At 38.0% G+C, this 23,126-nt stretch carries 15 protein-coding genes; 5 read left to right on the top strand and 10 right to left on the bottom strand.

What is annotated here, in order from left to right; genetic code table 11:
- The first annotated feature begins 217 nt into the window (after nt 1-217).
- Nucleotides 218-3,757, top strand: a complete 3,540-nt coding sequence (gene smc, locus AAGF08_RS13370) for a chromosome segregation protein SMC (RefSeq protein WP_343511723.1) — start codon at nt 218-220, stop codon at nt 3,755-3,757.
- A 3-nt stretch (nt 3,758-3,760) separates the two neighbouring features.
- On the opposite strand, the gene AAGF08_RS13365 is transcribed toward smc, so the two are convergent.
- From AAGF08_RS13365 to AAGF08_RS13325, 9 genes are all read right to left on the bottom strand, one after another.
- Entirely contained in the window at nt 3,761-5,731 is a 1,971-nt protein-coding gene (locus AAGF08_RS13365; RefSeq protein WP_343511722.1) for a DUF2779 domain-containing protein, read from the bottom strand.
- 73 nt (nt 5,732-5,804) lie between these two features.
- Nucleotides 5,805-6,539 carry an HNH endonuclease gene (locus AAGF08_RS13360; protein WP_343511720.1) on the bottom strand — a complete coding sequence of 245 codons (735 nt, stop codon included), beginning with the start codon at nt 6,537-6,539 and terminating at the stop codon, nt 5,805-5,807.
- Between the two features lie 7 nt (nt 6,540-6,546).
- Nucleotides 6,547-9,165, bottom strand: coding sequence for an AIPR family protein (locus tag AAGF08_RS13355; protein ID WP_343511719.1), 2,619 nt, complete (start codon nt 9,163-9,165; stop codon nt 6,547-6,549).
- Nucleotide 9,166: 1 nt separating this feature from the next.
- Nucleotides 9,167-10,135 (bottom strand): PD-(D/E)XK motif protein, encoded by a 969-nt coding sequence (locus AAGF08_RS13350; protein WP_343511718.1) that lies wholly within the window; start codon nt 10,133-10,135, stop codon nt 9,167-9,169.
- Nucleotides 10,128-13,346 (bottom strand): Z1 domain-containing protein, encoded by a 3,219-nt coding sequence (locus AAGF08_RS13345; protein ID WP_343511717.1) that lies wholly within the window; start codon nt 13,344-13,346, stop codon nt 10,128-10,130. The genes AAGF08_RS13350 and AAGF08_RS13345 overlap by 8 nt, the downstream gene beginning before the upstream one ends.
- A 7-nt stretch (nt 13,347-13,353) precedes the next feature.
- Nucleotides 13,354-14,874 carry an ATP-binding protein gene (locus tag AAGF08_RS13340; RefSeq protein ID WP_343511716.1) on the bottom strand — a complete coding sequence of 507 codons (1,521 nt, stop codon included), beginning with the start codon at nt 14,872-14,874 and terminating at the stop codon, nt 13,354-13,356.
- A 2-nt stretch (nt 14,875-14,876) separates the two neighbouring features.
- Entirely contained in the window at nt 14,877-16,418 is a 1,542-nt protein-coding gene (locus AAGF08_RS13335; RefSeq protein WP_343511715.1) for a DNA cytosine methyltransferase, read from the bottom strand.
- Between the two features lie 142 nt (nt 16,419-16,560).
- On the bottom strand, nt 16,561-17,028 hold the full coding sequence (locus tag AAGF08_RS13330; RefSeq protein WP_343511714.1) for a very short patch repair endonuclease: 468 nt from the start codon (nt 17,026-17,028) through the stop codon (nt 16,561-16,563).
- Complete coding sequence (locus AAGF08_RS13325; RefSeq protein ID WP_343511713.1) at nt 17,018-17,224, bottom strand: helix-turn-helix transcriptional regulator; 207 nt, start codon at nt 17,222-17,224, stop codon at nt 17,018-17,020. Before AAGF08_RS13325 ends, AAGF08_RS13330 begins: the two co-directional genes overlap by 11 nt.
- 102 nt (nt 17,225-17,326) lie before the next feature.
- Between AAGF08_RS13325 and AAGF08_RS13320 the strand changes: the two genes are divergently transcribed.
- From AAGF08_RS13320 to AAGF08_RS13305, 4 genes are all read left to right on the top strand, one after another.
- The gene (locus AAGF08_RS13320; RefSeq protein WP_343511712.1) at nt 17,327-17,929 is read left to right on the top strand and encodes a hypothetical protein; all 603 of its coding nucleotides are present in this window, start codon (nt 17,327-17,329) and stop codon (nt 17,927-17,929) included.
- Between the two features lie 428 nt (nt 17,930-18,357).
- Nucleotides 18,358-20,319 carry a hypothetical protein gene (locus AAGF08_RS13315; protein WP_343511710.1) on the top strand — a complete coding sequence of 654 codons (1,962 nt, stop codon included), beginning with the start codon at nt 18,358-18,360 and terminating at the stop codon, nt 20,317-20,319.
- Nucleotides 20,320-20,367: 48 nt separating this feature from the next.
- Complete coding sequence (locus AAGF08_RS13310) at nt 20,368-21,504, top strand: hypothetical protein (RefSeq protein ID WP_343511709.1); 1,137 nt, start codon at nt 20,368-20,370, stop codon at nt 21,502-21,504.
- Between the two features lie 186 nt (nt 21,505-21,690).
- Nucleotides 21,691-22,074: a nuclear transport factor 2 family protein gene (locus tag AAGF08_RS13305; protein ID WP_343511708.1), complete on the top strand. Its 384-nt coding sequence runs from the start codon at nt 21,691-21,693 to the stop codon at nt 22,072-22,074.
- A 126-nt stretch (nt 22,075-22,200) separates the two neighbouring features.
- On the opposite strand, the gene AAGF08_RS13300 is transcribed toward AAGF08_RS13305, so the two are convergent.
- Nucleotides 22,201-23,043, bottom strand: a complete 843-nt coding sequence (locus AAGF08_RS13300; RefSeq protein WP_343511707.1) for an endonuclease/exonuclease/phosphatase family protein — start codon at nt 23,041-23,043, stop codon at nt 22,201-22,203.
- Nucleotides 23,044-23,126 lie beyond the last annotated feature (83 nt).

The following is a 23,126-nucleotide window of genomic DNA, read 5'->3' as shown; positions in this document are numbered from 1 at the left end:
GATTGAGATTTCACCCAAATATGCTGCCGATTTGAAGGAGAGTTTAGGGAAAAAACTTTTGGTTACTTTTGGTTTCAAAAGTAACATAGAAAACTGCATGTAATTTTTATTGAATAAAATAAAACCTCATTTTTTAATGAGCATAGATTTGCCAAATCCTTGGACAATCTACCAAATGATCTTATTTTGTTTCTTTATTTCAGATTAACAAATAAGGATGCTGCTCAGTAAGCTGGAGATCAAGGGGTTTAAGAGTTTTGGGGATAAAATGGTGATTCATTTTGACAAAGGAATCACTGGTGTGGTCGGTCCAAACGGTTGCGGCAAATCCAACGTCGTCGATGCCATCCGCTGGGTTTTGGGTGAACAAAAAACCCGTTTGCTCCGCTCAGACAAGATGGAAAACGTCATCTTCAACGGAACAAAAAACCGAAAACCTTCCAATCTGGCCGAGGTTTCCCTCACTTTCGAGAATACTAAAAACCTCCTTCCTACTGAATATACACATGTGATGATCACCCGTCGCTACTACCGATCCGGAGACAGTGAATACCAAATCAATGGAGTTACCTGCCGTTTAAAGGATATCACCAATCTCTTTATGGATACGGGGATCAATTCCAATTCCTACGCGATCATCGAATTGAAGATGATTGATGAGTTGCTGAATGATAAGAACAACTCCAGAAGGGATCTCTTCGAGGAGGCTGCTGGCATCTCCAAATTCAAAAACCGAAAGAAAGAAACCCTACGAAAGCTGGAGGACACGGACGGGGATTTAGACCGGGTGGAAGACTTGCTTTATGAAATTGAAAAGAACTTAAAAAGTCTGGAAAAGCAGGCAAAGCAAGCTGCCAAGTACTTTGAGATCAAAAAAGAATACAAAGTGGCCAGCATCAACCTGGCTAAGAAAAGCATAGAAAAATATACTTCCTCTCTTTTGGCAACCAACCAGAAGATCCAAGAGGAAAATGACAGAAAGCTGCAATTACAAACCCAGATTGCAGATCGTGAAGCCTTGTTGAATCAGCTCAAAGCAGATCTGATCACCAAAGAGAAACTACTGGCCTCACGCCAAAAAACACTCAACGACCACGTTAACAAAATCCGAACTTTCGAATCGGAGAAGAAAATCAAGAACGAGCGCCTGCGCTTTCTGGAAGACCGATCTCAAAAGCTTCGGGACCAGATTGATGCAGATAGAAAGTCTAACGATCGCGCAGGTTTCTCTATTCGATCGCTCAAGCATGAGCAGGAATCTGCCGCTAAAATGCTAGCGGAAAAAGAGGTCATAGTCGGCGAACTTCGGGAAGCATATGAAAGTCAGAAGCAAGTTCACTCAGAACATCAGCTCAAGCAAAAAACCTTAACTGCCTCTTTTGAGCAACTGAAGGAAAAGGTCTACCAACTCGGCAAAGAGCAGGAAATCAAGCAAATCCAGCTTTCTACGCTGAAGCAGGAATTGGAGCGGACTTCCTCTGATGATTCCTCGCAGGAGGCATCTTTGGTGGATTTTGAAGAAAAACTGATCCAACTCAAATCTGAATTGGATACAGCTACTCAGGCCTACGAAGTAATGAAGGCGAAGCAAGAAGATTTGGATCAGAAGATCGAGGATACCAACCGCGTGATCGAAATGATCCGGGAGGAACTCACCCAATCTTCCAGAAAACTGGATTCCAAACAGAACGAATACAATCTGACCAAATCCCTGGTCGAGAATCTCGAGGGTTTCCCTGAAGCCATCAAGTTTCTCAAAAAGAATAATTCCTGGGGCAAGGATGTGCCCCTCCTCTCCGATCTGCTGACTACGGATGAAAAATACCGGGTGACGATCGAGAATTACCTGGAGGGCTATATGAATTATTACGTGGTAGAAACAGAGCAACAAGCCATCACCGCGATTAACCTGCTTTCTGATACCGCCCGAGGCAAAGCAAATTTCTTTGTTCTAGAGCATTTTGAACGCTTTAAGCCCAGTCAAACCAAGCTTTTCTCCAATGCCATTGCTGCAACAGAGATCATAGAGTTTGATGTAAAATATTCCCGTCTGATCAACTTTATTCTGGACAATGTCTACATCGTGCAGGGTGATCGCAAGGACTTTCCGCAGGATAATGATGCAATCTTTATTTCCGAAAGCGGCAAATTCACGAAGCGTAAATTCAGCCTTTCCGGTGGTTCTGTAGGACTTTTCGAAGGAAAAAGAATCGGTCGGGCCAAGAATCTGGAAAAGCTGGACAAGGAGATCAAAGACCTGAATAAGAAGGTTTCCGCTACGCGTAATGACCTGGATAAAAAGCTTTCAGATCTGATGAAGCTGAAGGAAGTCAGCTACAAGAAAACCTTGGAAGAAAGCCAGAAAGAGATCAATGAAATCAATCAGAATTATGTTTCCGTTCGAACCAAAAAAGAACAGCTAGGAGAACTCCTGAGCAGCAATGCCAACAAGCGGGAGGATATTTTAGATCGAATTGCCAGTCTGGAAGAAAGCTTGACTGGAATTCAACCAAGACTTTTTGAGGAGAAAGCGGAATACGAAGCTGCACAGGAAGATCTGGAAGCACTGAATGAAAACTTGGAGGAGGAATCCGCCAAGCTCTCTGAAAAATCCCAGGCTTTCAATCAGGAAAACATTTTATATCACCAGCAACTCAACCGCGTAAATTCACTGGACCAGGAAATTGAATTCAAGCAGAATGCGTATGAGAGTTCGAAGGAACGAATCGAAAAATCCCAGGCCGAACTCAGCAATCTGGATACAGAGATCAAGTCTTTGCTGGATAATAATGAAGTTAAGGACGATGAGCTGATCGAGTTGTATGCAGAGAAAGAAGGTATCGAAAAGGGCGTTCAGGAAGCAGAAAAGGAATATTATGGTTCCCGTGAACTGATCGATCAAACAGATCAGAAAATCCGGGGAATGCAAAAGAGCAAGGAAGCCCATGATGAGCTGCTGCATGAGCTGCAAAATACTGTCAACGAGACCAAGCTGAAAATGACCGGGATGAAGGAGCGCTTGAGCGTGGAATTCGAACTGGATCTGGATCAGCTGATGGAAGAAAATCCCAACCTGGACGAGGAGTTTTTGGAATTTAAAGAAGAGGATCTCCGCGAACTGGTACGGAAGCAAAAAGAGAAACTGGAGCGCATCGGTCCTATTAACCCGATGGCCATGGAAGCGTATGATGAGATTAAGGTACGGTATGATTTTATCAGCGGCCAAAAAGAGGATCTGATCAAAGCCAAGGAATCCCTGCTGAATACCATCAAAGAAATCGATCAGGTAGCGAAGGAGACCTTTCTGGATGCATTCGGGAAGATCAAGGAGAACTTTATCAAAGTCTTCCGCTCCCTCTTTACCGAGCAGGATGATTGTGATCTGACCTTGGTGGATCCGGATAATCCTTTGGAGTCTGCCATCGAGATTATGGCCAAGCCCAAGGGAAAGCGACCCTTGACAATCAATCAACTTTCTGGAGGTGAGAAGACGCTGACAGCCACTTCCCTACTCTTTTCAATTTACCTCTTAAAGCCTGCGCCTTTCTGTATTTTTGATGAGGTGGATGCTCCGCTGGATGATGCGAATATTGATAAGTTCAACCAGATTATCCAGCAGTTTAGCGGCGAGTCCCAGTTTATTATCGTCACCCATAACAAGCGCACCATGGCCAGCACGGATATTATCTATGGCATTACCATGATTGAAGCAGGAGTTTCCAGAGTGGTACCGGTGGATTTAAGGGAGTTGGCGTAGGGATTATTCAATACTGTCTAAAAGTTCCCTAAAATGCTCATATATCATTACCATGGCTAAAGTATCCAACTCGCAATATTTTAAAAGGGCTTTAGTCAATTCATCAATTTCAATTTGCTCCATATCAGTATATTGTAATTTTCCATATGCCGTTAGAGCTGCTCCTCCATCATTAACACCTTCCATTTCAGATAAAGTAGACTCTAATTGTTCATCCGTCCAGTTTTCGAAGAGGGGCGGCAGCATTTTATATGGGTTAGTTACTTTTCCATTTTCAGTTTGTAACCAAACATGACTTTCATGGAAATTTCTACTGGAAACATTAATTTTTCCAATAGGCTGCGAATATTTTTCCTGCAACATTTGGCTTGAAGCCAATGAGGCTGGTAGCACAGCTTTTATCGAATTGGAACCTTTGGTCAAAGGGTTATAATAAAAGTTCTTTTCAACTTCCCATAAATCCACCATATCCCTATCCCCTGTCCATTTAATAGTACTCTCCTTTTTTGAATGAGATATATCTTGAATGAAAGCCATTAACTCATCTTTATCAGCTTCATTCGAATTTAGTAACTGGATGTAGATTGCATTTAGGATCGTGTTTTCATGGTTTGAATATTTGAAAATAGTACCTCTATCGGACTCTAGGCTGGTTTTTAACTTCCTGATAAATTCGAAATTTGGAAATACCCCTGCCTGATTATTGATGTATTCTGAGGCATGATGGATACTTCCGTCTTCATAATAAATATGGTGTGAATACTGAAATGCTACTTGTTCATAGGGACTCATTCCCTTATAAAATGGCAAGGCAACTGTACTAGTTTCAAAGTCGATAAAATGAAGTGGAAAGGTCCACGAATCCATTTCCTGTTTCAATCCCTCTTTATCCACATAAATTGATGGGTCATTATTTGTCTCCTTTTCAATCTGAAGCCATTGTCTATGAGAGGTGCTAAGATTTTCAGGTTGAGTCTTTAATCCAATTAGATCTTCTGTAAGCTCATTCTTAAAAATAATTCCTTGATCAAATATCTTCCCTCCTTTCCTAAAATTGTAAATATCAAAGTTGTTTGGTTTCTCAAAATCACTGTCAACCCATTTATGCTGTTTAATAAAACATTCCCTGAATCCTGATTTTTTACCTTGAATCAATTCATCACTAGAACATTTGAATTCACAGGCTTTGCAAGCACTAAATGAAGTAGGCCATGCAGCATATTCATCTTTTTCATATTTATCCTTAAAAAGTTTGATTGAATCCTGGAAAGGAAGATTATCATGATAAATGAATTTATTCTCCTCAATATCCTGGATAATCCCAGTAACATCCTTCCTTCCCAAAACTGAATCACCAGTTTCCTCTAAACTTGTAACTTTCTTTTTTATTCCAGTTCGCCCCTCTCCTTTTTTACTAATTCTAAAAAGCTGATTTAATCCATCAATACTTGCTTTTTTTGACTTGTCAGCCATCATCATAAATGACTTAATTCGCCAATCCGGAAAACAGGACTGTATCACAAACTTCTGGAAAGCGACATCAAAGAGGTAAGGTTTCCAAGAAGAGACCATCCCTCCCCTTGTTCCAACAAATAGAAAGTCGTCTGTAGGGTCAAAGGACTTAGATTTTACCTCTATTAATTCAACCCTATTTCCCTTCTTCACCAAAATATCAGTACGGACAAAAAGCCCATCAAAAAGGAAAGCCGCTTCAAAAATTATTACGTTTTCTTGTCTTAATAATTCCTGTGTCTGTTCCCAAAGTAATTTGTAGTCCCAATCATTTCCTTCGATCAAAATTCCATCAGGATAATGCATGCGAGCTAATTCCTCTACTTGAAATCCTCCTTGGGCCAATGCCTTTAAAAATGAATCAATCGATTTACTATCAGGATATTCATCCTTTCTAGTATAGAATAATTTATTGGGGCATTCCAGACCAAGTTTAAACCTGGATTTGGTTAAAACTTTCATAAAGAATAAAAATTTAGATAATTGAAGATGAAATCACTTAATCATAAAGTTATGTTAAGTTAAAATGATTCTATTATTTAACAATTTTCAACCTTAATTCATCCAATGTTAAAGTAATCCCATTTTTACGATGCACCATCCTATGACAGTTAGCGCACAAGACCGCCAAGTCAGTTTTAGAGTTAGTTTCTTGCTTTTGACCTTTTAATTCTGACAATGGTTTAACATGATGTACTTCAGCAAACTCCTTCCCCCATTCACCATATATTAGTTCAAAATCAAAACTACATACTTGACATTTATATCCGTGTATATTTAAGGCTTCTTGTCTCAATTTTGAGTTTCTTTCAATAGACTTTGATATTCTAACTTTTATACCACCTTCTGTTCTTGTTAAATTTGAATTACTCCCCGCCATATCTTCCGAAATTAAATCTTTGAAAACAATAGGTTTTATCTTAATACTTAGGTCTAAAAATGGCTCGATTATAGACCAAACAAAACTTTCATTTTTATTAAAAAAATAATGATAAACCTCTTCCGAAACCCCTGTTAGCTTTGCTGGTTTACCTTCTTCATCTTTCCATCCTTGTCTGTTAGTATCAGGAAAGTAACTGTCAAAAGCATCTCTTGAGTTTTTTAGACTATGCTCAAATTCTAACACAGTTCTACCATCATTTAAAGTGTCATAAAACATTCTATAAGCCTCATTCCATTTATCTGTATTTAACCTTACGGGAGGGCCTTCTTTTCCGTATTTTGATAGGTAATATCCTACTTGAATTAATTCCCTAGATCGTTCTGCCATATACCCTTTAAATATCGAATCCGTTTTTTATCAATGTTTCAAGATGACGTTTCAAGTTTTGGTTGTGAAAATCATTCCTGTTCTTCAGACCATAAGCAAAATCGGCAACATAGGTCCTCTCCTTGTTGGATAGTACCCTATTCTGTGCCTCCCACTCGGACATTCTTCGGAGAAGAGTATCTGTTAATGTAATTTGCGACGCCTCTTTCTTTTTCTGCTCCGGTTTTCGAGCTTTGAAATATTCCGAAGCATATATTAAATCTTGAATATTTGGAGCAATACCTTTGTCTAATTTCTTTCCAATTTGGCCAAATACGGAAGCATACTTAACCTTTTTTGATATCGCAATCATTTCAACTTTATTAAATTCAGAAACTGTACTTTCTGCGGACTCAACGGCACTATTGTATTTTCTAATAATAAAATCGAGAGTGTCATTTAGAGCAGTATCATATTCTGTCCTTAATTGGTCGAAAATTTCCGGCCTCTTCACACGAATTCGATTGATTAAGTCATTTTCATAATCGATTAAATCAACTTCGATATCCTTTTTAGAAGCAATTCGATTTATAATTGATGTGATTTTTCTTTTATCGTGTTCATCAATATCTTCATCCATTTTTGATCGAATAGATTTATAATACTCTTGATTATTTGTGTGAATTAGAACATTTCTGTTTATCTCATGAAAATCTACTTCTACGATTTCGGATTGAGCCTTATTACGTTTCTTCAACTCATCCCTTGAAATCCCATACTTATTAATGATTTCAATTGAGTTTAAGCTTGACATGAACTCCCTGATTTCACTTGACTCAACAATATCAGCCCACAATTCCGGTTTTTTTGAATACTCCCCGTAGTCATCACTCTGAGAGTATTTTTTAACAAGATCATTCATCAACATTAATAGCTCATTGAAGAATGCTTCCAAATCATCTTCCAGTTTTTCACTTAGCCAAATTTTTAACAAATCGAATGGCATGCTCGATTTAGTTCCGTCCATGTACTTATAAAGTATTGAGATAGAATAAGGAACGGCTACTGATCGAAGTTGCCCCATTGAATTTTTCCCTTGGCCATAGAGTTTTTCCAAAGACCTAAACAAAATGACTTTGGCTATTAATTCTTCGTAAAAACTTCTATTTACATTAGCTGGCTTTTTTGAGCTACCTTCCCCGGATATTTCTTCTATGAAATACCTAAAAACTTTTTCTCCACCACGTTTAACCAAGTATGGCTGTTCTCCCCATGCGCAATAGTATTTTGCTAATAATTCTTTAGAAAATCGTCTAGCTGTCGGGAACTCTTTGAGAATTTGATTTTTGTTTTGGCCTTTTGCTCTAACCATGGTGTTAAACTCTCCCTTCGCCCGTTCAAAGAACCATTTCAATCCAGATGGCGTGATGACACTTTCACTTAAGGCTTTTAGTTTGATGAGTTGTGGATTTCTAGAACGTAAATCAACCTTGGAAACTTTTGATTGGGCATTTGAATAGTTACTGATGTTAGAAATCAGTTCCTCAAGTTCCTCTTCAGTAGTTTTTTTAGCAACATTGATTTTTGCCATCACTTTAACATTACTTATATCAAAACCATCCTTTTGTGTAAAATATATAGTACATGTAGTTTGCCCCCCGTTAACTATCTGAAAATCAGTAAGAGAGTTAATTGTGGTACTTCCTGCTTGATTTTCAATATCAGCCTTGGTAGCAGTTATAGTTAGACCATTGTTATATGCCACGAATTTTTCAGGTTCCTTTCTGATGGTTTCTCGAATGCCTTTATTCACCCCTCTGAATTGAAGGAATGATCGCACGTTTTTTTCAAGAAGACGCGAACTATACTCCTTATATAATCCAGCAATTATTTTAGCTGGTAGAACACAGAGGTAGGATGCGAAATGTTCTTCATCAGCGGCTTGAATTGCTGACAGAGGCTCGCCAAACATTTTTTTAAAGTCGACTTCGAGTGCCTCTCTGTTCCCTTGAGAAATTAGGACATTATGGAGGAAATTTAGATCGATTAGCCTTTTCTTAATTAGCAATTCTTTTTTCGTCTTCTCTCTATTCTTTGAGTATGAAACGATCATAGACTCATTTTCAAATTCCATTCTCAGTGGTTGAGGTGTTGCAGTTCGTGAATTAATCGTGGCTGTGGCTGTGATTAAAAACAACTCAACTACATCAAATTGATCCGCCCCCTCAGACGATGACATTTTAGATATGAGAGCTCGTGCGGGGCTTGAATCTTGTATTTCGTCATTCAAATGACCTTTAATTGCCTTGTTTATAAAGTTTGTACCTCTTTTGAATTCATTTTCGTAGTATAATTTTTGGGAAATCTGGAGATCTTTGTTCGTTGCAGAAAGATCGATGGATGCTTCGTTTATCATGAAAAGCTGTAACCTCTCTCCAGATTCATTGACGCAGTATGCGTTTATCTTAAGCTTATTTGGCCTTGATTTAAAGTATGAGCCATTCGCATCTTCCGAATCAATTAGCTTGGAGTCTAGCATTGATGGTAAGACCTGAGATAAGAGCAAAGATTCTTGTATAAAGCCCTCGTCGTCTTTTGATAAATCAAGAAGTTCTTGGCGGTATTTAAAAAACTCTTCTAGAATCATTTTAATATTTTTTTTCTTCGATTAAAAAGTCGTTAAGACTCTTAATTTTTAAAGTATATCTCAGATCGCTTACTTCTTTAGGAATGTTTGAAGTGGATAGTCTAGGAAATCCTTTGACAGTGCAATCGTATGTACATTTGTTACTAACAATAAACCTGTGGTTATTGTAATCTCTAAGCGAATCGATGGTTAGTCCTTTCTGGGTCAACGCTTGAAACAATATTGTAAGATCACCCGCCTTTTCCCTTATTTTTTGAACCAGTTGTGATAGCAAATTATGGATAGATTGACCAATTGTTAGGTCCAGTTTTACTGAAAGAACCACTAATTCAAGTCCTTTACTGTGTTCTGGTTCTAACTGAAATTCACTTGAAATTTTAACACTTGGCAGTGCTTCTCTTTTGGTTTTAACCTCAAGATTCTTATTATCAAGTATAAAGTCATTCGGCGCGTCGTAAGGCCCCTTCCAGGAAGATAGAACAGAATTAATTTTTAATGGGTCACATTGTTCGACAAATTCCCTCAAAACAAACAACTCTCCAAATAATCCCTGAACTTGTTCTTCTCCTAGCTTTTTTTTGAGTGTATCTTCAAAAAAATATGACCATTTATAAAATGTTGCGATAAATTCATGCGAAGCTTTTTTCGGATTAGATATTGAATTAATCTTCGAGTATATCGATAGAATAAGATCATCAAATAAATCAAAAAACTCAGAATCTTTTAACTTGATAAAAAGTACTGATTTGGAGGGAATATAGCTAAGGTGCAATTTGTTTTTGTCTAAACCTCTAGTATCAACATCTAAACCTGCGGGTAGAAAGAATATTAGGCAACGAAACCCTTCAGTGTCTAATGCAATAAACAGATCAGGAATACAAGTTGCTGTAATTCGGAGAGCTTTAAAGCCTTTCTTTTCTGAGGAAGTCGCTATATCTTCCCATTTAGATTTTAGTTCAGAATTATTCATTGTAGTCTGATATACCTTCTAATTCGTCCTCGTTGTCATTACAAATGCAATCAACCTCACCGCAAATCTCACACTCTTCGTTTAAATCATAGTCACCCTGCAAATAAACTCCCCCAGGGTCATTATCTATTGGAGGAAATTCAATAGCATAACCTACCAAGGGAATTTTCAGATCAATTTCATTTGCTTGAACATAAACTCTGAAGAGCTCCTCTAATTCTTTCTTTTTTTGTGGGTCTTTATTGTTGGTGAACTCTTGATTAAAGGCATAGTATGAATCGAACAGATAGATCATAAGTAGCCCTTCTGTTTCTTTCATCATTCCTCGATAATACCTTTCGGGAACGGTTTTCGTCTTTGCCTCATTCATTGCAGTATCGAGACTAATACCCTTGTTCCTTTTCATAATTTCGGACGCTTTATGCTTGTAAAAATCACTCTCAGCTTTTGATTTTTCATCCTTTGACAGAAGGATGGACATATCAGTGTTTGCCGAAATGATATTAGCACTTTTGCTACTCGCTTTAAATAATGATTCATTTAAAAATTTGCGTACGTCATCGTCATTTGTAGGTCCCGACCTTTTCGACAATTCAATGACATTTTTTGAAATAGAATTAGACAAACCGATTTCTTCTTTAGATTTTTTATTTGGCGATGCCCCAGTAGTTTTCAAAGCAATTGTCCAATTTGATAAATACCCTTTATCAAAGCAGAGTTCAATAAACTTCGTCAGATATTCTGGGTCATTGTCGTTAAAATTGTTCGGTTGGGTTTTTAAAATTCTTATAACTTCTCGAGCATCCGTCTTATACTTGAGAATATCATCTCGTTCTGATTCTTGAAACCTTGGGGCGATATTATTTTTGAAATTATTCCAGATATCTTCTATACTTTTCTTATCAACCTTCAGCTGTGTAGTCATTACAAGAGAATCCTGATATGACCACTTAACCTCTTTAGCGTTTTTTAAAATGGCCGGTCTCGTAATTTTCAGGGTTCCAGGGTGCTTTCTTACACGAAGAACAAATTTTTCAGGAGTCTTGCCTTGGTCCTCCATTTTAATAAATTCAGATTCTAATTCTTCGATACAGCGAGTTGTATCATTAAACTTATCTAAAGAGTCTTTAGACGTGAAAATTTTACAACAATCCAAATACCCTGGTCTGTATCCAAACCATCTTCCCATTTGAAGTAATGCATCTGAGTAATTTGTCACTCGAATGAAATAATTAATAGTTAGACCTTCCAGAGTAAAACCTCTTGAAAGTCGGTTACCACCAATAGCAATAATTTTTTTTGGAGAATTCTTCGGATATTCTAAAGTGTCTTTTGTGTGGCTATTTATTGCTTTTATCTCTATACCTCTAACTGCACTTATAAATACTGGAACCAACGAGTCAAAAACTAATGGAGACATGAATTCATCTTCGTAACCCCTAGGCAGGTAGCTCTTTACATTTTGGACAATATGAGCAAATCCGTAATTACTGTACCATAATTTTTCTAAATCAGTATAAATTGAGTTTGAGCTGCTTGGGCGATCATTATTTATTTTTGAAACTATTTCATTTACGTATTTCTCTATTAGTGTTTTCGTTGTATTTTGCCAAAATGTGAACCGCGAAACATGCACAAGCATAGTGTTGTGCGGCTGATAAAGGTCTGAATTCACCATACTTGGAATTCTGAATTCTCTTATTGCTAGAGCAATTATGAAGCACTTAATAGCAGTCTTTAATGACTCTGGCAATTCTTTTGGAAAAGGGTCCTCTTTTCTTGGCGCCCAAGTTTCTTTTCTATACTCATTGTATGAATCAAAATCAAGATAACCACCGAACCCAAATTTTTCATCCCATTCGGCTCTATTTCTTATGTTCTCAACGCCAACAATTTCCCCATCTCTGTTCTGATAGACACGAGATGGAAAATATTCTATAAAGTCATCTACAGGTGGGGCGATTAATGGTATTTTTTCATTTTCATCGGTTTGGTTTTCAATCGGTGTTATTGTCTCAAATATTTGCTTAGCACCCACATAATTTGACGGCGGGCTTAATAGTTCAATAAAGTCATCTGGAAAGATATTGTCTACCCTTTTCAATAGTTTTTCAACATCATCACCTTTGAACTTGTACTTAATTTCCCAATCGTTTTCAGGAGATACATTTCGATCCTGTAAAACATTGGCGAACGGTGTTGCGGTGTAACCTAGGTACGATTTAACATGAAATAGCTCTAAGATTGCCCTGATGTGCCCATTCGTTTTACTAGCATAATTTCTTCCTTTAGCACCCATGTTATTAAGGGACGCATTGTCCGCCTCATCATCTATAATTAGTAGGGGGATATTGTGTTTGTCTTTGCCTGACTCAAGAGAATTATGTAACCAAATTATTAGGTTTTTTAGTACACTTACGTTCTTTTTACAGACTAGCACGTATTTATCATTTAAAGTATGATCTAGTTCCTTTACGGCCTTTCCAAAGTCTTTTGTTTCGGATGTTAAAGATTTTACCTGAATAACCTTTTCATCACCCCGAACGCCAAAGCGTCTTATTTTACCCACCCCTTTTGTCCCAGTAGGTTCACCCGAGTCAATTTTACCCTCTCCAATTATGTCCTTTTCGATCCTTTGTTGCGTTTGACTTCTTAAGTCTTCCATAATACCGGCTAGAACTATGACTATTTCATAACCGGCATCAATTGCTCTATTAATTACTGCATTGAAGTTCCCTGTTTTTCCTGATTGTACTGCTCCGACAACCAATCCTTTGTTATAAATGGGGGCCCCTGATTTAGGGTCGGCCATTTTACGAAGAATCGACAAGCTGGAGTTAATTGTTTCATCTATGACCTTCTCAGATCTTCCTAGGTTTTTCAAGTGTTTAAAGTATCTATCTGAATAGTCCCAGCTTATGCTCTTTTCTCTTTCTTCAGTGAGCCATGTCTTGAACCCTTTTTTTGTTAATGAATGACTCAAACCTGGGTCAATAGGATTTACTGATAAATATTCGTTTTTGGCAGTGTCATAATAACTTTTCAGAGTAGTTTCATCAACTTGTGGAAGCCCAACCAAGGAATTTGGTCCATAAATGGATATAACCTCATCTTTGATTTGATTAAATAAGTTGTCAATGAATTTTTTATCCCCATTGGACTTGTTCACTTGTTCCTTTATAATCTTTCTAAAGACGTCAATGTAATTCATCGTTCGGTTAATTTAATATTGATTTAATGCTATCTGGCAGGGAAGAATATTTGTAGCCTAAATGAGGAATAATGTCTTCCTTGATTATTTCGTTCGACACACCATTTGATTGTAAATCCAGTATGTTATTCTTCAATTCATCAACAGAGAGGCCATCTTTCTCTTCAATCCCAAGGAATTCTTTTTCTTCGTGTACATGTCTAATATTATTGACCCGTGTGTTGATCATCCGAAGTAACAAGTTTAATTGAGACCTTTGCTTATCATCAAGTGAATCCTGTAGGTTTTTAACCAAGGGAAAATTCTTGTTCACCTCCAAGACAGACCCTTTGTTCGAATAGCTTCGATCAAATAATTGAACATTGTCGTGGGACTTTTTACCTGAAAACTTCCGTATTCCGCGATTATAGTACTCCCTTTCTGCTTCAATTTTTAGCTCTTCTATGTAGCCCTCAAATGCCTTTCTGAGTTCGTGTGGAACAACTATTTGAGATTTTGCAACATTTAAATGAAGTAAATGATCTACACTGTTACCAACCTCCACTTTCAGTCTGGCGAGTTGGAGTCTAGGGGCCTTTTTTACTATTCCATTCCATCCTCCAAATAATATTATTCTATCTGCTCGATAAATGTATAGACCTTCCATGTCCATGAGTCCTCTGTAACGAGTAGTCCATTTCGTTAGTCCTTTTTTAACTTCGGCGATTGCTCTTGAAGGCAAAACAAATCCTTGGATTTTAACAACATCAGACCTAAATGAGCTTTGTTTGGGTTCAATTTCTCTAAAGTCTTTTTCCTCCTCAGGGAAAGGATTAAAGGGATTAACTCGGGTGTTGTTAATCCTGATTTGTAAAGGGTTTAGGTTTCTCTCCATGAATCTGTGGAACACCAACGCTAGATAATCGGAAGTTACTTCAGTTACTTCTTTTTTTAATGAATCCCTTCTGTTTTCCTCATTTAAGTATTCCTCGAACTTGTACAAGCCATCCCAAACAATAATTGTATTTGCTTCAAAATCATCGAATTTGTTTAAGTATTCTCTCGAGAGGCGATTGTATTGATACATAATATTCGCCACCTCTTCATCTGAGTTGATGATAATTTTCCAGCCATTTTTCTTCAAAAAGTCGACGTCCCAGGTTCTTCCATGATACTTTTTGTCTCCCCTTTTTTTAGACAGAACAGTAAACTTTCTAGTCTGAGAAAAAGAGGCTGTCTTCATTCCTAGACCAAAGCGACCGAGATCGAAATCATTTCTTAATTCTTCTGGAGAATTGCTTGGAAATCGCATGTTATTCGCTAATTCCTCTTCAGTCATTCCTTCCCCGTTGTCAGCTAAAAACAATTTAAATGGTTCAGATTCGGTATCAATTAAAACTTCAATTTTGTCTGCATTAGCGGATATTGAGTTATCCATAAGATCAGCCAACGATGTTTCTAAGCTATACCCTTGCTCTGCGATGGATTTGATAAGATATTCTGGGTTGGGAGAAGCATCTTCACTTTTAATTTTTCTGGTCTTAGGCATTCTTACTTCTTCAAAATTTGGTGAACTAATTTTGCTAATTGATATGCTAGATAAGGTGGAACCGCATTTCCCACTTGATGAAATTGCTGAGTTCTACTTCCCCTAAACAAGTAATTGTCAGGAAAAGTCTGAATCCGAGCCGCCTCCCTCACTGATAATGAGCGACATTGTTTAGGGTCATAGTGAATGAAATAATGGCCGTCTTTAGATATATGACTGGTCACAGTTGTAGCTGGTTGATCAGCTACTTGAACCCTAAATCGATCAGTGAATTTACCAGATTTGACATTTGCGTGATCGGGGATTAAATCTGAATGATGTTTCGCATAATCCTCTAGTCTTGGAAATGTTCCATTTTTTTCAACATAAAGACTGGCAAACATATACCTCATCAAGTCCTGGGTTAAATGTGCTCTGGATTCGTGATTTGGTATTCCTCGAAGTTTGGGGTCTAAAAACCATGATTTTAAGGGGTGATTTTTTTCAATTGACTTCTCACATTCTAAAAATTCAGAACCTGTGCCATTTGGATAACTAATCGGCCCCTTACTGAGTCCATTGAGTGGCATATCTCCCCAAATTCTAAGTTTAGAGATCTGAGTTGATATTAGATCATACCATTTTGCATCATCATCTTCTATGTTCTTGTAAACTCTTTTAGGGCTTCCATTTTTATATTTTTCATAAGGATGATATTTTTCAAAAGAACGACTGATTCCACTTCTTACTTTAGGCAATAATCCAATGACAGATTCAAGTTTTACTGGTTCTTTCTTTATTAGGTATTCACCATCATGTTTAAAATCAGACCTAATTCCAAGAAGAATTACTCTATGCCTTTTCTGAGGAACCCCATAATCTTCGGCTTTAATTAAAAAATCTCTATCATTTTCAATGGGTTTGACAAGCGAATGAATAGAATACAATCCATTCACCTGAAGATCCTTTTTCATCCAATCAAATACTTTCTCATCCCCTACTTTTGCCGAAAGAAGCCCTTGGACGTTTTCCATGACAAAAACAGCAGGGTGATGCTTTTCTATAATCCTGAGATACTCTTTATAGAGATAAACTCTATGATCATCTGGATCAATCCCCCCTACTCTTGATCTCCCAACATTGGAATAGGCCTGACAAGGAGGTCCACCAATCAAAACCCAATTCTTTGTATTCTTTCCTAACCTGCTTTTTATTAATTCATCAACTCGTTCTGCTGGCCACTCTTTTGAACCTAATTCTAAAAGACAAGCTTCTTCCCTTGCTTTTTTTCCTTCAGGAAAAGAATCCAACATTTTTTCAATCAGCTTTTCTCTTTTTTTTAGGTTCTTCTCTTTAATTGATTTGTAATATTCCTCAGGAATAGCTCTACCTTTCTTTTTAAATTGTCTGTAAAAACTTCTTAGAGTTAGTGTTTTGTGGGCATTTTCATCTTTTTCTATAGACAGTTTAATATCAAATAAGGATTGATTATTTTCATTAGTAAGACTCATAAATCCCTCTCCCAAGCCACCAGGTCCAGCAAATAAATCGATAATAGGAATCATTAATGTTCTTGAGAAATACTAATTAGTAATAGATTAAATAATGCATAAGTTAGTTAATCTTTTTAGGGTCTGAAATACCCAGTACAGGGTATTTTTTCATTGGTAATTTCAAATGACATATAAAAATCTGAAAAACAATCCCTTAATAGATAATGTAGTTCAATAAATATTTTAAACATGCCCCCAACTCCTCCTTCACCTCAAAATCCCAAAACCTTATAATGGTCCAACCTTTCTCTTGGAAATAGTTGTTTACCTCTTGGTCTCGTTGCATATTTCGTTCGATTTTAGCGATCCAGAACTCCTGGTTGGATTTTATGGCATGTTTGCGATTTTCCCAATCGTAGCCATGCCAGAAAGTTCCATCTACAAAAATGACCAGTTTGTATTTTTTGAGGGTGATATCAGGTTTACCAAAAAGTGGCTTCTTTGGAGTTTTAAACCTCACTCCTGCATGCCATAAAGCCTTCTTCAGTAACTTCTCAGGCTTGGTATTTTTACCTTTAATTTGAGACATATTGAAAGAGCGGGCTTTGGTTGTATAAAAGCCGTTTTCCTCAGAGAATCTAGGAACTGCTACTTTGGGCTTTATGTATGGTTTATTCTTCAAAAAATTCCTTTATATGGATAGTTAGGGCTATAGAAAGTTTTTCCATTACCTCAAGTGAAGCATTTCTCTTTCCTTGCTCGATTCCTGAAATATATGAACGGTCCAAACCTGAAAGAAAAGCAAGCTTCTCCTGAGAAATCCCCTTGGACTTTCTTAGTTTCTGTACTCTTTTACCAAAACTTTCTTTTATATCCATTGACTAGTTCTAAGGTATTAATTGTTGATTATAGCCTACATTTTTAAGTTTTTCTGACTATATTAAATCTATTACTTCTGACAATGAAATTAACAAAATCCTATGTATCTATCCTATTTACCTCCTGTCTTACATCCTTGGAAAATCTCTGAAAATGATGAAGAAAATAATTACTTGGAATTAAGCGGATACTCAGGAGAGTTTCGAATGTACTTGACGGAAGATAATTTTGACAATCCTGAAAAACCCTATAAACTTGGTTTTGATCAAACACAAGGAATCCTTGAAAGATTTGATTATTCTTCTTTGGAAGTAGATTCTTTTTATTCTACCCCTAAAGAGGCTGCCAATGCTTTGGTAAAATTGGGTAGTTCAATCGCTGATCTTTACAACGAGTTCTTACCAGTTACCAATGAAGTATTCCTAGCATTAGGTGATGCCAGACATTTTGATAACTATCATAAAATATTAGGAGGTGAGATTAAATTAGCTGAGTATAAAAGGCAATTGCTAGTATTTAGAAAAGTAAGCTTGACGTGGGGAAGCATGAGCTACGAAGATTCTACAATCAAAACAATCAAGTTCTTAATTGAGAACGGTTCATTTGAAGACAGGGACTTTAGCGATTGCTTTTTATGCAACGAGAAGTTTGAATGGATTGGTGGAATAGAATTGGAAACATTAAAACAGGAAAGTCAATCCTGAATTTAAGGAATTTGAACGAGCCCATTCCTACATATCTCTATCAAGCTTAAGAAAAACTTTCTTTGGGTTAAATCAAAATTACTTTCCAAATCACTCCTTCTCTTTAAGAAAATCATTTCTGATTTTGTTGCAGTTGAAATTGCTATTCCCAAATACAATTTTTAACTTAACTACTGATTTTCAATCCCTTAGTAAGAATTATCTTTGGTTTTTTAATTAGAAATGAATTTTTACTTTCCTTTTTCTTTAAGCCAGATAAGACTTGCTGATCCACAGATCGATTAGATTTTTTTATAATCCTAATTGATGAGTTGGAAGGATTGAAATCAGACGTTCCTAGTTTTTTTGGGATTAAAAGTTCCTGGAACTTTAATTCCACAATTAGGGCGTCAGCGAAATATTTTTTTTCACTTTAAAACCATTTTACTATGCCAGGACCAGCAATGCACCATATCATGGCCAATGCCTTGAAGCAAAAAATCCAAGCAGGCACAGGGTTAGGAGAAAATGCAGACTATGCCAGACTCCAAGCTTTACTTGCCGACAGTGATAATTTCCCCTACCTCTTTCTGGGTTGTCAGGGGCCCGATTTCTTGTTTTTCAATACCAAAGACTGGAGCTCCGTTCCCATTGGGGATGCTGTAAAAGCTTATTATGAAGTCTATGATTTTTTAGATGAATTCAAGGAAACCCTCAAATCCATCGTCCCGCAACCTATCATCGATGCCATCGATGCACTGGGCGCTGCGGCAGATGCGGTGGTGGAAAATTCTTCTACCTTAAGTGAATTGGAACAGCTGTTTACAGACATGCAGGCTGTAGTCGATGCCCTTTTGGCTACCCTGATGGAAATGGTCAAAAAGTTTATCACGGATTTCAATGTATTTGATGTACTCGGGCATCCTTATCGGGATGGACAGCCAAAAGGAGAATGGTGGTGGTTTGATGCGATGCACTACCGAAAAACAGGTAGGTTTGCCAGAGCTCTTTTGGAAAAAACAGATCCAAATTCCCCCTTGCATTTATATGCCATCGGTTATCTGACCCATGTCAGTGGAGATACTGTGGGCCACCCTTTTGTCAATATCAATGATGGTGGGCCTTATAGAACCCAATCCCAGCGACATAAGACCGGAGAGAATTATCAGGATGTTTTCAACTTCCAGGCACATACAGGTTTGGATTGGAACCGATCCCAATTGCATGCACTTTATAACTTTAATTTTGAGGGAACCATCGCTCCTATCGGTGCAGAGGACCCCGTTCCAGATCCTCATTCTGTTTTACCGGGAGACCTGGCAAACCTAATTTCCAAAACTCTAAATGAGGTATTTGAATCAGGGGCTAGCAATGACAATGAGTATGGAAGAAAAATCTCTCCTGATGATGTGGATGCCTCTTATCGTCTCTACTATCGATGGTTGAGAAGTGCGACGGAAACAGGAACCCTTCCGGATCCTGTTCCCTATTCCCTGACTGCCGAATTGGAAGAAGTCTGGGAAACTGCCATGGACAACCTAGGTGATATTGGCGATTTCTTGGAGGATGCAGCAGATATAGCCGGAGACTTCAATATTCTGGCAATTTTTATCATGCTAGCAGCATTGGTGATAGCAGCTGTAGCAGCGGCAGCTTCTTTGATTGATGCGGTTTTGGGCGCTTTAACCACCCTGACCACGGCTGGAATTCGATATGCGGCAAGTTTGATTTATGAGCATCTCTACAATGCCTTTCAAAATTTCAGATTGGGAGTTTCTCTAAACGGTTTGGCTTTTCCAGTGCAGGAACATTTGAATGAACCTAGGTTTGAACAATTCAAAAACACTGCATTCAACGATCCTTTTGGATTCAATGCGGCAGATCTAAAAAATTCACTCCCCAAACTGAAGGTACTTTTAGACGGGGGTGGATTTCTCGACCAATTGTTTCACCGGGAAAAGCATCTGGCTTATCCTCCTGAAGATCCTGCTGCCTCTGAACCCAATTTTGCTGTTGGAGCTCCGGATTCTTATTTCGCACAGACACCTCTTCATTATGCTTTTGATGACATCCCTCTTGAAAAAGAGTTTATTGAATTTTTGACAGAGTTGGAAGGAGATGAATCAAAACTGACGGATTACATCAGGGCCTACTTCAGGAAATACAAGCGAATCCCTACGTTGGGGAATGGGCTGACTTTGGCAGAATACCTGTATGACGCCGTGCAAAACAAGAAAAAAATCCCTGACTTCAATTTGGATGCAGATCGGGGTTATGGCTACACCTGTTGGACCCAAAAGGATGCAAGTGGACAAAATTCCTATGAAGAGCCAAAGGAATTACTTCAGCATGCCCAGCAAAAGAACGGGCAACCTATCACGCCGGTGAACCTTGACTTCATCGATCACTGAGAAAATAATTTTTTAATCAATTCAAGGATAATTTAAAACCAGATCAAAATGTCCAAAAACATTAAAATGGCCATGGAAATGTTAGCTGGCCTCCGAAAAGAAAGAAAGGGTTATACCAACGATATAGCGGGTAGGTTGAAAAAGATATACCGAGGCAATCGGGATAAAAACCCAAATCCTGATACCTTCAAAGAAAGCTCTTTTCTTTACATGCGCTCCTACCCTGGAGATATTGGTGTCCGTCCGTTTTCTGGAATTACCTTCTGGAATTCTCCGGATATTCAAATCAGCCCAGTTAATAACTTGGGAGTGTATACCACCCAATTAGAAGGTGGAAAGACATATAATATCCGTTGTAGTCTGCATAATCGCGGGGATCTAATGATTCCTTACCCCAAAGTGGAATTTTTTCTCACCAATCCAACCTTGGGCTTTAATACTTCTGTTGCTCAATATTTGGGAGTGACCCAGTTGGGTTCAATACTCCTACCTGCAGGAAATGGAGATGCAAATTTTCTATATCAGGTTCCTCCAACTGAATCTGGCCATAAATGCCTCTTCGCCAGGACTTGGTCTTTTAGCCCCTTAGATAAACCATTTGATTTATTTGCCTTGGATCCAAGGATAGACAGACATATTGCACAAAAGAATCTGAATTTCGTGGCACAAACTGTTCCCTACCAGTTTAATTTGGTACATCAGATTAATGCCTTTGAATCTCTGGAATTTAGAGCCATGTCGTTGGAAAACATGATGGCATTACAGCATCCGGCATTATTGGATTTGAAGATCGTCCCTATCTCTAAAACTGATGTGTTGAATCAAATCATGCCTAAGGTAACCGGAAAAACGAGGAACAAAGTATCTGTAGCATGGGAGAAAGAAAGGTGGATGATCAAGTCTGCAGGTAAAGGAGGAATGGATTTAAAACGACAAGCGGCCTTGTTAAAAGAGACCGAAGCCATTATCCAAAGCGTCAACGCAGGAAGAAGCAGTTTTTCTGATCATAAAAAATCGCTGGAATCATTTAAAGCCATGAATAAAATGGTACAGGTGACAGAAATGGAAATTCCCATTCCTTATTTAGGTTTGAAAGAAGGTCAGGCCGCAGGTTTCGAATTGGTCAACACCAATTTATTAAATGGTCAGATCAAAGGAGGAATAACCCTGATTGTCATGGGTTAAAGAAAGCTAAAAGCAAAACTCAAGAACCCTACTAATTTAAAATAGCTCGAGATTAAAATCTTGGGCTATTTTTTTTAGCATGGCACCTTTTCTTAAAAAATTTAAGCAGTATTCAGGTATGTGAATCCAAAAAGGTCTGCCTAGTTTTCATTCAGACTTAATCACTTTCTTCAAAGTCTATAAAGCTTGATTCAAGACTACGAAAAGAAGATAGCCAAACTTACAAAAGACTATGGGAAGGCATACAATAAGAAGAATGTAAAGAAGCTTATAAGTATGTACACAGCAGATGCTGTACGAGATTTTAGTGATGGAAGACATTACAGCGGTGCAGCCGAAATAGAGGCTGGTATGATGGATGAATTTGCTACATCCGATTTTAAAGTTTCTATTATGCCAGGTGAATCAGAAGTAGAAGCTGATGGTTCAATTATAGCAAAAGGTACGTATCATATTACTGGCACAGCAGGAACTGAAATGGTAGATATGACGGGGAGCTATACCAATGCCGTCGTCATGGTAGATGGGAAAATGAAAGTCTCGAAATCAATCTTGTTAGTGAACCCATAAGACTAATATCTAAATCAATAGCCTAAGATCTTTCTCTTGGGCTATTTTTTGGTATATATCAGTATAAAATATCACCACTACTGGAGGTCAAATTTTCTCAACTTCTAAAGAAAAACCTATCCTCCCCTATTTTTTAAAATGAACCGTGGCTACAACCGGCAGATGATCGGATGGATAGCGCTGGTTTAGGGCATCCGTCAACACGGCATACTTAGAAACCACAAAATCATCGCTTACAAATACGTAGTCAATTCTATTCTTCATAGGGGCAGTAAACACAAATGCATTAGTTGTTCCCACAGGGCCATAAGGAGGCATTTTAGATACTTTGTAGGAATCCTGTAGGAGCGTTGCAAGCGAAATCATTTGCTCGGTATCCGGAGTGCTGTTAAAATCTCCCGTGCAGATCACAGGCTTATCTTGGGCAATCTCTTGGATTTTTTTCACCATCAACTTTCCGGATTCTTTTCTTGCAATCACGCCTTGATGATCAAAATGGGCATTGAAAACATAAAACTCATGTCCACTCGCTCTATCTTTGAAAAGACCCCAAGAGGCAATCCGATTGCAGCAGGTGGCATCCCAACCCAATCCGGGTTCATCAGGATTTTCCCTCAACCAAAAATCTCCGGATTCCAACACCTTAAAGCGATCAGTCTTATAAAGAATTGCGGAATGCTCTCCTGCCTGCTTTCCATCATCTCTACCCCCTCCGATAAAAGCAAAACCAGGCATTTCCAGTAAGTCATTCAATTGATGAATAAATCCTTCCTGCGTCCCTATGATGTCAAAGTCATGGTATTGGATTAAGGACTTCACCATCTCTTTTCTATTCGGCCAGGCATTCATACTGTCTCTGGGCGTATCCATTCTTAAATTGAAACTTGATACATTGATATCCTGGGGCTCCTGTCCAAATGCGACAAGGCTCAGGAAAAATGCAAGGAAAGTGATGAGCTGTTTTTTCATGATCAATATTTAAAAGAATTTCTAGGACATACAAGTAAACAAATCTGGCGTAAATCATTGCTAACAACTATTGGGAAATCGAT

The organism is Algoriphagus sp. SE2 (assembly GCF_039563885.1).
In the GTDB taxonomy this organism is placed as follows: domain Bacteria; phylum Bacteroidota; class Bacteroidia; order Cytophagales; family Cyclobacteriaceae; genus Algoriphagus.
Note: the sequence above shows the minus strand (reverse complement) of the source record. Positions and strands in the feature narration are given on the sequence as shown.

Coding starts and splice junctions, on each gene's coding strand:
- AAGF08_RS13335 (WP_343511715.1), bottom strand. CDS start 16,418: ATGATTCCTATTATCGATTTATTTGCTGGACCTGGTGGCTTGGGAGAG.
- AAGF08_RS13345 (WP_343511717.1), bottom strand. CDS start 13,346: ATGAATTACATTGACGTCTTTAGAAAGATTATAAAGGAACAAGTGAAC.
- AAGF08_RS13355 (WP_343511719.1), bottom strand. CDS start 9,165: ATGATTCTAGAAGAGTTTTTTAAATACCGCCAAGAACTTCTTGATTTA.
- AAGF08_RS13325 (WP_343511713.1), bottom strand. CDS start 17,224: ATGGATATAAAAGAAAGTTTTGGTAAAAGAGTACAGAAACTAAGAAAG.
- AAGF08_RS13340 (WP_343511716.1), bottom strand. CDS start 14,874: ATGCCTAAGACCAGAAAAATTAAAAGTGAAGATGCTTCTCCCAACCCA.
- AAGF08_RS13315 (WP_343511710.1), top strand. CDS start 18,358: ATGCCAGGACCAGCAATGCACCATATCATGGCCAATGCCTTGAAGCAA.
- AAGF08_RS13310 (WP_343511709.1), top strand. CDS start 20,368: ATGTCCAAAAACATTAAAATGGCCATGGAAATGTTAGCTGGCCTCCGA.
- AAGF08_RS13350 (WP_343511718.1), bottom strand. CDS start 10,135: ATGAATAATTCTGAACTAAAATCTAAATGGGAAGATATAGCGACTTCC.
- AAGF08_RS13300 (WP_343511707.1), bottom strand. CDS start 23,043: ATGAAAAAACAGCTCATCACTTTCCTTGCATTTTTCCTGAGCCTTGTC.
- AAGF08_RS13365 (WP_343511722.1), bottom strand. CDS start 5,731: ATGAAAGTTTTAACCAAATCCAGGTTTAAACTTGGTCTGGAATGCCCC.
- smc (WP_343511723.1), top strand. CDS start 218: ATGCTGCTCAGTAAGCTGGAGATCAAGGGGTTTAAGAGTTTTGGGGAT.
- AAGF08_RS13360 (WP_343511720.1), bottom strand. CDS start 6,539: ATGGCAGAACGATCTAGGGAATTAATTCAAGTAGGATATTACCTATCA.
- AAGF08_RS13320 (WP_343511712.1), top strand. CDS start 17,327: ATGTATCTATCCTATTTACCTCCTGTCTTACATCCTTGGAAAATCTCT.